General features: G+C 52.6%; 11 protein-coding genes. 10 read left to right on the forward strand and 1 reads right to left on the reverse strand.

All coding sequences use genetic code 11. The annotated features are described in order from the left end of the window. Positions 1–233 precede the first annotated feature (233 nt). The 8 genes from prfB (at position 234) to STSP2_RS04415 (ending at position 9513) form a co-directional block, all read left to right on the forward strand. A protein-coding gene (prfB, locus tag STSP2_RS04380; RefSeq protein ID WP_236782731.1) for a peptide chain release factor 2 occupies positions 234–1389 on the forward strand; the annotation gives its coding sequence in 2 pieces (ribosomal slippage) (positions 234–338 and positions 340–1389; 1155 coding nt in all). Positions 1390–1413: 24 nt separating this feature from the next. After that, entirely contained in the window at positions 1414–2937 is a 1524-nt protein-coding gene (locus STSP2_RS04385; RefSeq protein WP_146660203.1) for a leucyl aminopeptidase, read from the forward strand. Positions 2938–2965: 28 nt separating this feature from the next. Continuing rightward, positions 2966–3550 (forward strand): GTP cyclohydrolase I FolE, encoded by a 585-nt coding sequence (gene folE, locus STSP2_RS04390; protein ID WP_205848000.1) that lies wholly within the window; start codon positions 2966–2968, stop codon positions 3548–3550. Between the two features lie 9 nt (positions 3551–3559). Next, positions 3560–4363, forward strand: coding sequence for a 6-carboxytetrahydropterin synthase (locus tag STSP2_RS04395; RefSeq protein ID WP_146660207.1), 804 nt, complete (start codon positions 3560–3562; stop codon positions 4361–4363). A gap of 141 nt (positions 4364–4504) precedes the next feature. Further along, positions 4505–5050: a response regulator transcription factor gene (locus STSP2_RS04400; RefSeq protein WP_146660209.1), complete on the forward strand. Its 546-nt coding sequence runs from the start codon at positions 4505–4507 to the stop codon at positions 5048–5050. Positions 5051–5203: 153 nt separating this feature from the next. Then, positions 5204–5851: a response regulator gene (locus STSP2_RS04405; protein WP_169852988.1), complete on the forward strand. Its 648-nt coding sequence runs from the start codon at positions 5204–5206 to the stop codon at positions 5849–5851. 104 nt (positions 5852–5955) lie between these two features. Then, positions 5956–8274: an ATP-binding protein gene (locus tag STSP2_RS04410; protein WP_146660213.1), complete on the forward strand. Its 2319-nt coding sequence runs from the start codon at positions 5956–5958 to the stop codon at positions 8272–8274. 237 nt (positions 8275–8511) lie between these two features. Further along, complete coding sequence (locus tag STSP2_RS04415) at positions 8512–9513, forward strand: NAD-dependent epimerase/dehydratase family protein (RefSeq protein ID WP_146660215.1); 1002 nt, start codon at positions 8512–8514, stop codon at positions 9511–9513. Positions 9514–10174: 661 nt separating this feature from the next. Here the strand turns inward: STSP2_RS04415 and STSP2_RS04420 are convergent. After that, positions 10175–11251 (reverse strand): IS110 family RNA-guided transposase, encoded by a 1077-nt coding sequence (locus STSP2_RS04420; protein ID WP_146660217.1) that lies wholly within the window; start codon positions 11249–11251, stop codon positions 10175–10177. 313 nt (positions 11252–11564) lie between these two features. Between STSP2_RS04420 and STSP2_RS04425 the strand changes: the two genes are divergently transcribed. Together STSP2_RS04425 and STSP2_RS04430 are read left to right on the forward strand one after the other, a co-directional pair. Beyond that, complete coding sequence (locus STSP2_RS04425) at positions 11565–12599, forward strand: hypothetical protein (RefSeq protein ID WP_169852989.1); 1035 nt, start codon at positions 11565–11567, stop codon at positions 12597–12599. Positions 12600–12704: 105 nt separating this feature from the next. Then, entirely contained in the window at positions 12705–13226 is a 522-nt protein-coding gene (locus STSP2_RS04430; protein WP_146660221.1) for a PEP-CTERM sorting domain-containing protein, read from the forward strand. The last annotated feature ends 139 nt before the right edge of the window (positions 13227–13365 follow it).

Here is a 13365-nt window from a genome sequence, read left to right on the forward strand (position 1 = left end):
CCTATACAATCTCTGCTGGACCTCAAGACGTGTTGGTCTTTCGGCCCTCTCGCTTTAAACCGGCACTTTTCTCCCAAGCCATCCGCCCAAATTCAGAACATCCCGTCCGTTCCATCGAATATCAAGCAGGGTATACACCAAAAGCATAACTATCGTTGCAAACACCCGCTTTTTCTGCTATAAACCCAGTTGGCTGTTGCATTTTTGCTGTTTAAGCAAGTCCAGCCAACAACATGATAATCACAAAAGAAAGGTTTTTCTCCGTGGTAGAGATCACAGAACTCAAATCAACTATCAGCGAGTTGGAGGCCCGGGTGCAACACATCCGGGAGTGGCTTTGACCTGCCTTCAAAGATCGCTCTAAAGCAGGATTACGAAAAAAAGATGGCCAACCCCTCCTTCTGGGACGATCCCGAACAGGCCCAGAAGATCGTCACCAGCCTAAGCGCCGTCAAATCGATGGTCGAACCCGCCCAGGAAGTCACCAATTCGGTCCAGGACCTGCAGGAACTGCTAATCCTCGCCGAAGACGAAGGCGATGAGGATGTCCTCCAGTCCGTCGCCGAAGATGCCGAAAAACTGCAAAAGCGCTGCGACCGCATCGAAGTTGCAGCCATGCTCTCCGGCCCGGACGACATGCGGAACTGCTTTTTCAGCATCCACGCCGGCGCAGGCGGAACCGAGAGCTGCGACTGGGCTTCCATGCTCCTCCGCATGTACACCCGCTATTTCGAGCAGAATGACTTCAAATTCGAAGAGCTCGACACCACGCCCGGTGAAGAAGCCGGCGTACGTTCGATCACCCTCAAGGTCGCCGGCCCCTTCGCGTTTGGCAAACTCGTATGCGAAGCAGGTGTCCACCGTCTCGTACGCATAAGCCCGTTCGACTCACAAAGCCGACGCCATACCAGCTTCGCAGCGGTCGACGTCATGCCCGAATACGAAGACGATATCGACATCGACCTCAAGGACGACGATCTGCGAATCGACTTCTACCGTGCAAGCGGCGCAGGCGGCCAGCACGTCAACAAAACCAGCTCCGCCGTCCGCATAACGCACCTGCCCACCGGCATCGTCGTACAGTGTCAGAACGACCGCAGCCAGCACAAAAACAAGGCCGAGGCGTTCAAGATGCTCAAGTCCCGTCTCTACATGCTCGAACAGCAGAAACGCGACGATGAGCTCGCTAAACTCTACGGCAACAAGGGCGAGATAGCATGGGGCAACCAGATCCGCAGTTACGTCATGCAGCCGTACCAGATGGTCAAGGACCATCGAACCGACGAGCAGACCGGTAACGTCGACGCTGTACTCGACGGCGACATCGAAAAGTTCATCGAGAGCTATCTCAAATACAAGAGCAACAAGAAGAACAAAAAACGAGCCTGATATATTTCACAGAGGAACACGACCATGCCAAAAAGAGCCATCGACATTTCCGTAAAAACACGCAAAGCCGATCCCTCACAGATCAAGGCCGATATTCTCGCGGTCGGCATATTCTCTGACAGCAAAAAGCCTGCGGGCCTCGCCAAAGATATCGACAAACAGCTCAACGGCGAGATCGGCAATCTGCTCGGCATGGAAGATTTCACGGGCGGTTTTGGAAAGACCGCCGTACTCTATACAAACGGCCGGATTACCGCTCCCCGCGTACTGCTCGTCGGCCTGGGCGAGAAAAAAGAACTCGCCTCCTGCAAGCTCCGCAAGGCCGCCGCACACGCAGCAGACAAAGCTGTCAACCTAAAGGCCAGAACCCTCGCACTTGCGATCCATCAGGACCTGCCCGCAAAGTTCGACCTCACCGACGTCGGTCAGACGCTCACCGAAGGCATCTACATGGGCGGCTACCGCTATGACGAATTCGTCAGCAAAAAAGACAGTCGGCTCAACAAACTCAATGTCCTGCTCACCGATGCCGACCAGTCAGCAGCCCGCAAACTCGGCAAAGGCGCCAAAGCCGGAAACATCATCGGCCAGGCACAATCTTTCGCCCGCACCATCGCCAACCGACCGGGCAACATCATAAATCCCAAAACGCTCGCATCAACCGCCCGTAAGATGGCCTCCGACATCCCGGGCCTGACCTGCACCGTCATAACGGAAAAACAGCTCAAGCAGAAAAAAGCTGGCGGCATACTCGCCGTAGGCGGCGGCTCTGCAACAAAACCCTGCATGATCGTCCTCAAGTATTCCCCCACAGGCAAGACAAAATCAAAACGCAATATCGCACTCGTCGGCAAGGCCGTCACCTTCGACGCGGGAGGCATCAGTCTTAAACCAAGCGCGGGCATGCACGACATGAAATTCGACAAAGGCGGCGGCATGTGTGTCTTGGGCGCGATGCAGGCCATCTCCAAACTCAAGCCCGCCGCAACAGTCTACGGCATAATCCCCGCAGCCGAGAACATGCCCTCCGGTACAAGCTACCGGCCCGGCGACATCGTCACCACCATGAGCGGCAAAACCGTCGAGATACAGAACACCGACGCCGAAGGCCGCATGATCCTCGCCGATGCCATCCACCATGCAACCCAGCTCAAGTGCGACACCATCGTAGACGTTGCAACTCTCACCGGCGCGTGCGTGGTCGCCCTCGGCAAACACATGGCCGGCCTAATGAGCAGCGATGACAAGCTCATCGACCAGCTCAAACAGGCCGCCGACAAAAGCGGCGAACGAGTCTGGCACCTGCCCAGCGGCCCGGAGTACCTCGAACAGATGAAAAGCAAGATCGCCGACCTAAAAAACACCGGCGGCAAAGGCGGCGGAGCCTGCACCGCAGCGGCCTTCCTCAAAGAATTCGCAGGCGACGCAAAATGGGCTCACATTGACATCGCAGGCGTAGAAATATTCACGGACGGCTCGAAGATCGGCAGCCCCGGCTCCCCCGGTTTCGGCGTTCGCCTGCTCACCGAATACGTAACCAATGCCTGATCCCCAGGCAGCTTTATCAGGAAATGACATGACAGAGCAAAACAACAACGAAAACAACTTCGACTTGCCCCGCATCGAAAACGCGGTAAAGGAAATAATAAACGCAATAGGTGAGGATCCGGACCGCGAAGGCCTCCGCGACACACCCAGCCGGGTGGCCCGCATGTACGAGGAACTGCTAGCAGGCTGGAAGAGCGATCCGTCACAGCACCTCCGCGTTTTCCAGGAACGATATGACGAAATAGTTCTGCTCCGCGACATCCCGTTCTACAGCGTATGCGAACACCATCTCATGCCCTTCATCGGCAAGGCCCACGTTGCCTACCTGCCCGACGGCCGAGTGATCGGCGTCAGCAAACTCGCCCGCATCGTCGACTCTTTCGCACATCGCCTTCAGGTACAGGAACGCTGCACGGGCCAGATCGCGGACTTCATTATGGAAAAACTCCAGCCGATGGGTGCCGCAGTAGTAATGGAAGCAACACACGGCTGCATGACCATTCGCGGTGCCAAGAAATCCGGCGCAATGATGGTCACCTCCGCACTCCGCGGAATATTCAAAAGCGACCAGCGAAGCCGAAGCGAAGTTCTCAGCCTCATACGCGGCGACTAAGGACACCAAATGCACAGACTCAATCGACAGATACGCTTCTCGGTCAATCCCTTCCTCGAACAGACACCGCGAGGCAGCAACTCCTTCGCATCAAAGCCCGCCGGAGAAGGTCTTGCCGTATTCCTCTCCCTCTGGGTGGAACTCTGCTCCGATCTCGACCCGGACACTGGCTTCGTGGTTAACGTCGCCGAGATCGATACTATTATCCGCCGCTACGGCATACCTGTAATCGCAGGCAGGATCACTGAAAGGTTCCGACGCGGGGCCCATACCAGCCTCACCGATCTTACCGAGATATTGGAAGATGCCTGGGCTGCAATAGAAGACAGATTCGATGAGGTCACCCTGCACAGCCTGGCACTTGACCTGAACCCATACCGCAAAATCTCTATCATTTCCGAGGATGCCGAAATGATCTACTTCACAGAAAAATTCGATTTCGCCGCATCGCACCAGCTCTGGAACACAAAGTTTTCCGACGAGCAAAACTTCCAGCATTTCGGCAAATGCGCCAACCCTTCGGGCCACGGCCACAACTACATCATCGAGGTGACCGTCGAAAAGCCTGCCGCATCGCCTGAATTCTCCATAGCCGACTACGAAAAGGTCGTAACCGACGAATTCATTGCGAAAGTCGATCACAAAAACCTCAACAGCGACGTCGACCGTTTCGCCGAACTCAACCCTACTGTCGAAAACATCGCCGTCTACGCATGGGACTGTCTCAAAGACAAGTTCGCAACGGCAAGATTGGCTCATGTTAAGGTCTGGGAATCCGACCGGACATACTGCAAATACAGCGGTCCTGTTTGACCTATTGTAGGACATAAATTCTTTCTTCAAATGTATTTTATAATCATTTAAAATACTTCTTGAACCGCCCGCAATTCCTGTTTAAGATACAGTACCATCGTATTTTTACTGATGCTTATGGTGTTTTAGGATTGGAGGCAAATGAGCAGGAACACAACACATGTCTTGCTTGTCGAGGATGACCCCGCTGCCCGTCGACTCATTGAGAAGGCACTGTCGCGAGCAGACAATGCCGCATACAAACTTGATATGGCTTCGGATATCGGTGCGGCAAAAGCGCTGCTGCTGCAGAAAAAATTTGATGCCATGATCCTCGACCTCAATTTGCCTGACAGCCGAGGCATCGAAACCGTTGCCGCGGTGCGCAGCATGGATCAGGATATACCCATCGTTGCCCAGTCCGCACTGGACGATCAGGATATCGGCTTGCGGTGCATTGAACATGGAGCGGACTATTTCCTCGTCAAGGGCGATTTCATGCGTCGTCGCCTGCCCAGGTCCATCGAGTACGCAAAAAGGCACAGGGACAGAAAGCTTTCCGTCGATCAAAGCGATCCGGAAACATCACCCGATAAGCAGCAGGAGGATAATATACAAAGCAGACAACTCAAGTCTCAACTGAAAAAGGTGAAAACCTCAATCGCGGCTAATCACAAAAGTTACGAGCCCCTGGATTATCTGTCCTGATCACCTCGGACAAATATCAAGGCAGCATGTAGCACATTTTTGCGGCGATATTGTTAGGATTTTACCTTTTTGCCGATATAATAATAAATGGAGATTGTGCGCGTTTACAGTATCGCAGCCGCGCACCTGAATTACAGATTTATGGAGAAATGTATGGCCACTCGAATAATTTTGGCGGACGACCATGAGATCATGCGCGAAGGACTTTGCGCCTTGATTCGCAAATGTGATGATCTGGAAGTTGTAGGACAAGCCTCGGACGGACGCAAGGCGATCGAAATGGTTCAGGAGCTAAAGCCTGATATCGCAATTATGGACATTTCCATGCCCGGCCTCAACGGCATCGAAGCGGCCAGAAAAATGCTAGCCGCCAATTCGGATATAAAGATCATGGGCCTTTCTACCCACTCCACCAGGTCGATGGTCGTCAAAATGCTCAAAGCAGGCGCACTGGGATACATGCTCAAAGAATCCGCATTCTCAGAGCTCAAACAGGCCATTGAAACTATGCTCCAGGGCAAAACGTATCTGTGCTCCAGAACATCCGAAGTCGTCCTCGCCGACTACATGAACATGATTTCCGATCCCAAAAAGATCGGCCGCGATATACTCACGCCTCGCGAAAAAGAAGTGCTCCAAATGGTCGCAGAGGGCCTTACGACAAAAGAAATCGCCGCCCAGCTCAGCGTCAGTGCAAAAACCATTGACTCACACCGTGAACATATCATGGAAAAATTGAAGATGCACAACGTAGCCAGCCTCACAAAATATGCCATCAAGGAAGGTCTTACAAGCGTCTGAACAAAATTCAGCAATAGCTAAATGTTTCATGGACAGGAACAAATCAGACAACGCCTCAACCCAGCACTAATTACAAAGGCGTGTCTATAGTCACCAGGCATAATATGCAATATCAAGAGAATATCCGCGTGCTGATTGTCGAGGACGACCCCTCGGCCAGAGAACTCGTCGAACGAGTTTTGCGCAAAAGCAGCGATCTGGCCAGGTGCCACATACAAGCTGCCCCGAACCTGGCAAGCGCCCGACAGCTCTTGCGCGAAAATAGCTTTGACAACATATTGCTGGACCTGGGCCTGCCCGACAGCGCTGGAACCGAAACACTCGAGAAAATTCGCGATATTGATCCTAACGTGTCGATCGTTGTAATCTCAGGAAATGATGATAACGACACCTCCATCCGAGCCATCAAACTCGGCGCCGATTATTATATCGTCAAGAACAAGGGTATGCACGAAGTACTCCCCCGCTCCATTTGTAATGCGATTCGGAGTAGAGCCTCACGGATGCCGAACTCTGATTCCGCCTGTGAAGTCCTGGAATCAAAACTCAGAAACTCCGAACAGTTGCTCAAGAACACCCGTTCCGATTTCATGACCATTTTCGATTCGGTCCCTGCCGCCATCTGGTACCGGGACCGTGAAGGCACAATCCTTCGTGCCAACAAAACAGCCGCCGAGTCCGTAGGCAAAAGGGTCAAGGACCTGATCGGCAAGAACTACTACGACATCTTTTCCTCAGCCGCCCAGACCGCCCGAAGCAAGGACCTGGCCGTCATCGAATCCGGCGAGACCATCAGAGGCGATGTGCGATGCTTCAAGAACCATCTTGACAATGTAAGATATGCACTCGTTGACCGAATTCCATACAAAGACAGCAGCGGTGACATCGCAGGCGTTATCGTTTTCGCACTGGACATCACTGACCGAAAAATTTCCGACGAAAATCTCGCAAAGGCCCGCGAACAACTCGAAGCCGTAAACTCTCGACTTGCCGAATCGGCCAGAGAGGCCAACGAGCTTGCTGAGAAGGCCCAAAAAGCCAGCGAAACGAAAAGCAGGTTCCTCGCAAGTGTAACCCACGAAATAAGAACGCCCATAAACTCCATCCTCGGCTTTGCCGACCTCCTGCAGGACGAACCCCTCAGCACCCAGCAGAAACACTGCGTCCAGATGATATCTTCTGCCTCGAACAGCCTCCTCGATCTGATCAACGACCTTCTCGATTTCTCAAAGATAGAAGCCGGAAAACTGAGCGTCCAGAACGAACCTGTCTCTATCGAAGCATTGCTCACCAATGTCTTCAATCTTCTCAAGCCCCAGGCCAATGCACAAGGGATCGACCTCAAGCTCAATCTCAGGCCCGGCCTGCCCGCAAACGTTCAAACGGACCCGGCCCGCCTCAAGCAGTGCCTGATCAACCTTCTCGGCAACGCCGTCAAATTCACCGAACAAGGCTCCGTCTGCCTTTGCGCCCAGGCCATCCAAACCGACGGAAAACACTCACTCGCGATTTCCGTTCGGGACACAGGCATAGGCATCCCCGCCGACAAACAGGAAATGATTTTCGACGCATTCGCCCAGGCCGACATCACCACCTCCAGCAAATACGGCGGAACAGGGCTTGGCTTGGCCGTCACCGCAAAACTCGTCGACCTGCTAAACGGCACAATAGATCTCGACAGTGCCCCAGGCAAAGGCAGCACCTTCACCATCAATCTGCCCCTGCAGCACTCGTCTTTCCAAAAACCCGCAGCCCCGAAACAACCTGCCCACATCGCTGCCCCGACCGCTGCCGTAAACGAAGTCTTCGTACTCACCAACGACTCCCACAACAGCATGCTCCTCTCAGCCTGTCTCGGATCCACACCTTACCACCTACGCTCGTTCCATGAATCCGCACAACTCCTCCAAACCCTCCAGCGCATCAGGCCAGCATTGCTGATCATCGACAGCGACCTGACCACCGAACAGACGCTCCAGGCTCTTCCACATGAACTTCCCGCAATCCTGCTCGGCCGGACCGACACTCTCCCGACCGATCCTGAAAACATCAGGCAATTACCAAAACCCCTCACCCGCAAGGCCCTCGCAAATACCGTCAGCGACATGCTCCCCCATACCAGCCCCCCAGAAAGTTCGAGCACCAATCGATCGAATGATCAGCAGCTCCCCCCCGAGCTCAGGCCGCTGCTTGAAAAACTGTCCAGAATCTCCCGGTCCCTCAAAGGTGCCGCCCAGCGAAACGATTGGGAGTTCATCGATAAAGTCTCACAGATCCTCAACGACATCGCGGGAACCAGCGGCATCGAGTTCTTCGAAAACTCATCCCACGACCTCAACAAGGCCGCCGCCGCAAGACAGCCCGACCTCATAGACGAAGTCGCTGCCGAACTCGCAGGCTTCTGCAATTCACAGATGCCCTGATCAATACCTGAATAGCCTTCATCCGTTTGCCAACCCCAGCCGCATAATTTCACGGTCCGCCGAGAATGGACCCAACGGATAGTACGTTGGAGGCGCGGCTGTTAAATTCTGCGGCGGCCCAACTCAATGCAGTCCGTTATTAACCGATTGACCAAAACAATCACAACACTTCCCAACTCATCACTTTTCATGTATAATCACCCCACGGGACGATAATTAAACCACGAGGGCATACACATGAAAGCACTAATAACAGGCGGCGCAGGCTTCATCGGCTCCCATCTCGCCGAAAAGCTCGTACAACAGCAGCACTCCGTAACAGTCGTCGACGACCTCAGCACCGGCAGGGCACAAAACCTCGCCAAACTCCACGCCGGCCCCGACTTCGAGTTCGTCAAGGCCAACGCCTGCGACGCCGACCTCATGGCCCCGCTCATCGAATCCTGCGACATCGTCTTCCACCTCGCCGCCGCCGTAGGCGTAAAGCTCATCGTCGAAAAGCCCGTCCACACCATACAGACCAACATCCACGGCACCGAAACAATCCTCGACCTCGCCTCGAAACACCGCAAAAAGGTCCTCATAACCTCCACCAGCGAAGTCTACGGCAAAAGCGAAAAGGTCCCGTTCCGCGAAGAAGACGACACCGTCCTCGGCTCCACAATGTTCTCCCGCTGGTCCTACGCCTGCTCCAAGGCCATCGACGAATTCCTCGCCCTCGCCTACCACGACCAGTTCGGCCTCGAAGTCATCATCACCCGCCTGTTCAACACCATCGGCCCCCGCCAGGTCGGCCAGTACGGTATGGTCGTCCCCCGCTTCGTACAGGCAGCCCTCGCCAACGAACCCATAAACATCTACGGCACAGGCAAACAGACCCGCTGCTTCACCTACGTCGGCGACGTCGTCGACGCACTTATCGCCCTCGTCACCACCGAAGGCACCGAGGGCCGCGTCTACAACATCGGCTCCACCGAAGAAGTAACCATCGAAGAACTAGCCAACATGATCATCGCCCGCACAAACAGCAGCAGCCGAAAGAACTACATCCCATACCAGAAAGCCTACGGCCGACCATTCGACGACATGCTCCGCCGAGTCCCCTCCCTCGAACGTATCCGCCGAACAATAGGCTACCAACCCGACACCGACCTCAACCAGACCCTCGACTCAGTAATAAAATGGTGCAAAGCAAACCCCCTCCCAGGCAACCCGAACGATCTGTCATCCCAAACTTGATTTGGGATCCAGAGAACCCAACGCCAGCCAAATCAAACAAATACGCCCAGCAAAACCAAACATAATCGCATGCACGCCCCAACCCGAGCAACGACAAAGTTTGCCATCCGCCGCAGGCGGGAACCCAGCATAAAACAGCACCGCGAAGCGATTCTAAATTTTCTCGCGCAATACCACGCAGATCAACCCACCGGCTGTCATAGCGACCAGCCAAACCAAACAAACGCATGCACCCAAACTGGCCCATGCCGCCCTGCAAAATCGAAGGCCTGTTATGTGTGGGTCTTCAGCCCGCGGCAACATCAGCGCAAACCGGGAAAAACGTCTGTCATCGCGAGGAGCCGAAGGTGACGTGGCGATCCTATGAACCGGAGCCTGTCAACAGATTCTCGCAAACATTTCTAAACATTTTTGTATCCATTCATGCATACAGAGTATTTTCTCCTGTGTGCCCCTTCACGACAGCCATGGGGCCGCAGGGGAAAATACGGCGGGACGTATTTCGGGTTGGCTGCCCACGCTCCTATTCGTGCTCATCACGAAGACGGCACATCAAATTGCCTGCGGTAAAGAGGCCCTATTCTCTCAGACGCGATACCAAGAGGTTCGCATCGCCACGTACAGGGTCCTCTAAATTCATCCCGCCAACCTTCAATACATCCTAAGCCGATTTTCTCATATCAAAACCGCAAGACCGGCCGACAAGCTCCTCATTAAAAAGCTCACCATTGACCAGCATCGCGCGCATTATACTCAACAGTTTACGAGCCACTGCAACTGCGGCGATCTTGCCGCGACCCTTCTGCCCGTTCATTACCTTCTCATAAAACGCCTTCAGCGCAGGACTCTTCCTGATAGCCTGCCAGGCACTTTCAACCAGCAGCCAGCGGACAACGCTGGGACCCTGTTTGCTGATATGCCCGAGTCGACGAGTAGAGCCGCTCTCATCAAGCTTAGGCGTCAAACCAAAATAAGCACAGTACTGTTTCGTTCGTCTGAACCTGCGTATGTCGTCAGTATAAGCCAGAATTGCTTCAGCAGTGCGTGGCCCAACACCAGGCACACTCATCAGCAGCTTACCGCCACTCTGGCCTGCCAGATACCTGTCAAGGTAGTTCGTAACCCGCTTGAGCTGCGACTCTAGCATATTCAATTCCTCAAGCATATCCGCAAGACTCATCCGCCAAAGCTGTTCAGCATCAGCTTCAAAGCACGCAAGACCGCGCATCCATAAACGATTGGCCAACTTCCACCAGCTTCCAGACTCCACGGGCCGACTGAAGCCGTTGGCCTTTATGATCGCCCGTATGCGATTTTTGACCTGACAGACCCTGCTGACCATCTTCCTGCGGTGCTGGATCGTCACTCGCCATTGACGGACTTCCAGTCTGGGCATATGCACCTTCGGCACCTCGTCAATGCTGAGCAGAACCGCCTGCTTGCGGGCATCTATCCGGTCGTTCTTCTTGCTCGTGCGGTATATCCAGGTCATCCGTGTCGGATTCGAGACAGTCACATCCTGGACATGACCTCTGAGCTGATCGTGCAGATATCCTGCCTGACCGCTGATCTCGAAGGTCAGATGCAGCCGATCACCCCTGCTGCCTTGCTGTTTGAGAAACTGCTTCATCTTCTCAGGATCCGTCTCAAAGGTCGAGAAACAATCTTTTTTGCCTTTTTGAACCACGCATGCCACTGTTTTCTTGCTGTCGATGTCAAATCCGATATACTTGTCCATAGGAGCCTCCTGTATATAAGGTTATTGTGGCGTCCACGAGACGACCACGCGAAAATCGTAGGGCCAACAAACCCGATTATAACCAATGCACGGAGGCTCCGGTTTCATAATTTATCTCAAAGCCGGCGGTTTTCAATGGCAGTCACCTGCTGAGTTACCCATCCACCCTCCAGTCACTTCCCTTTTTCGCAGGTCCCTGTATTAATAGCAGAAATACTTGACGCTTAATTCCTGCTATGCTATCATGGTTCATCAACTAAATTCAATTTAAGAATAATACAATCATACTTTTCGCTAATACGAAAGGCCTAATGTGAATAAATTTTTGACTTTGGTTTTCTGTTTCGTGATGCCTTTAGCCAGTTGCTCGGAGGCATCGGATAATTACAGAATAGAGGGGTATAGTAAAGACGTTAAAGCCGTTACGAAAGCGATGCTCGATGTTCAGGACCTCGGAGTTTTTAGTGAAGAGGGTTTACTTGGTGCTGCAGAATTTGTATTCAGCTGTGTTGGCTCAACTTCTTTCGAAGAAGAACGAATGCTCGAAAAGCTGGATGTCTTTTTAAACGAGTGGGATTCCAGGGCGGCTGGTAAAGAAGTGCTGCCTTACCATGCAAAAAGAGCGGCACTGATCCGGTTTATGGCTTCGCTGGATGACAATGCAAAAGCCAAACAGACCCCCACGGACCTTTTGGAACTGTGCCCGGATAACGGCTTTGTTTGGATGATAGCTGCAGAAGATGCATGGCGCAAGGGAGAATGGACCGAATGCAAAAATTCCTGTGAAAAAGCTTTCAACAGCGAGACGGTCACTACCTATGCCCGGGGCTTTAAGGCGAGAATACATACGGCTGTCCAGGAAATGGGGCTGCTTGGTGATCGGACTGCCAAATTTTCAGCTTTTCAGCGTACATCGCCAGTAGAGATGGATTTTCTGATCCGACATCTTTGTTTGTTAAATAATTTAAAATTTATTCAGGATTTTGCCTATTCCGTGGAGGAGCTTGAATCACCTGAACTTGCAGCCAGAAAATACTTATCTCTTCTCTCGGATTCACTTCCAGTAGGATCTCTCGGCATAGGCAACGCTTTACATAAAAAGCTTTTAATGGATTGCACTACGGCTCTGTGCCAAAAGGAGAAAGAACTGGTTGAAGAAGAATATCAGTTGATCAAGTTGCGCATTAAAGTGAGAAAAATGTTGATTAACGGGGGCAATCCAGAGGCTCTAAAAGCATACCTGGACGACGACATCGATGCATATGTGCAAGATGTAACTGGACAACCGACTCAGCGGCTCAATTGGAAGCAGTTCTGGGAAAGAAATTGGCCAACCAAAGTTAAATGACTGTCCCTGCTTCAATATCCACTATTCATAATAGAAATACTTGACGCTTAATTCCTGCTATGCTATTTTTGTGCATCAACTAAACTCAATTTAAGGATAACACAAATGAATCGCACAAGCATTTTGGGCCTCATTCTGTTTTCATTTTTACCCGCAATCGCATCCGCAAACCTCATCACCGGGGACGGCATACCCCTCGTGCAATATAACACCCTGACCGGATTAGTTCTTGTAGATACTGATGGTGCAAATGTAACTGGACTAGGCGTGGACTTTTATGACAGCGAAACGGGTCAAGTTAGCGAGGATGTAAACCACTTTTTTGACAATTCACCCACCAATCCGTTATTTGCAGAATATGGCGGCATCATACCGGAATGGCGTACAGGTTTTGTAGGCGAGACTATCTACGCAGAGCTTAACGGCGTACGCAGGCCTGCCGGAACCTTGACTCCCTGGGCTCAAATATCAGCAGGGTTAACCACCGACAATTTCATTGGCGCTAAGTACTGGCTTGAAGGATCTTCACGTAAATATACTGACATCCAAATCGTACCCGAACCAGCCACACTCGCAATGCTGGGAATCGGAACTCTCGCGATTCGAAAAAACATTTTTCGAAATTGATAAACAACTTTTCGCTAGCAGTTCGGTAACTGCTGGAGTTTGCTAGTGATTGGGGGAGGCAACGAACCCAATCCGCGACAAGTTGCACCTGCATTGGCTAGTATACGGTTCGGCAATGGGATGAGCTAGCCAAAAGCTT

This window comes from Anaerohalosphaera lusitana, from assembly GCF_002007645.1.
In the GTDB taxonomy this organism is placed as follows: Bacteria; Planctomycetota; Phycisphaerae; order Sedimentisphaerales; family Anaerohalosphaeraceae; genus Anaerohalosphaera; species Anaerohalosphaera lusitana.

Excerpts from the sequence above, each read along its gene's own strand:
- STSP2_RS04385 (WP_146660203.1), top strand. The coding sequence starts at position 1,414 with ATGCCAAAAAGAGCCATCGACATTTCCGTAAAAACACGCAAAGCCGAT.
- folE (WP_205848000.1), top strand. The coding sequence starts at position 2,966 with ATGACAGAGCAAAACAACAACGAAAACAACTTCGACTTGCCCCGCATC.
- STSP2_RS04395 (WP_146660207.1), top strand. The coding sequence starts at position 3,560 with ATGCACAGACTCAATCGACAGATACGCTTCTCGGTCAATCCCTTCCTC.
- STSP2_RS04400 (WP_146660209.1), top strand. The coding sequence starts at position 4,505 with ATGAGCAGGAACACAACACATGTCTTGCTTGTCGAGGATGACCCCGCT.
- STSP2_RS04405 (WP_169852988.1), top strand. The coding sequence starts at position 5,204 with ATGGCCACTCGAATAATTTTGGCGGACGACCATGAGATCATGCGCGAA.
- STSP2_RS04410 (WP_146660213.1), top strand. The coding sequence starts at position 5,956 with ATGCAATATCAAGAGAATATCCGCGTGCTGATTGTCGAGGACGACCCC.
- STSP2_RS04415 (WP_146660215.1), top strand. The coding sequence starts at position 8,512 with ATGAAAGCACTAATAACAGGCGGCGCAGGCTTCATCGGCTCCCATCTC.
- STSP2_RS04420 (WP_146660217.1), bottom strand. The coding sequence starts at position 11,251 with ATGGACAAGTATATCGGATTTGACATCGACAGCAAGAAAACAGTGGCA.
- STSP2_RS04430 (WP_146660221.1), top strand. The coding sequence starts at position 12,705 with ATGAATCGCACAAGCATTTTGGGCCTCATTCTGTTTTCATTTTTACCC.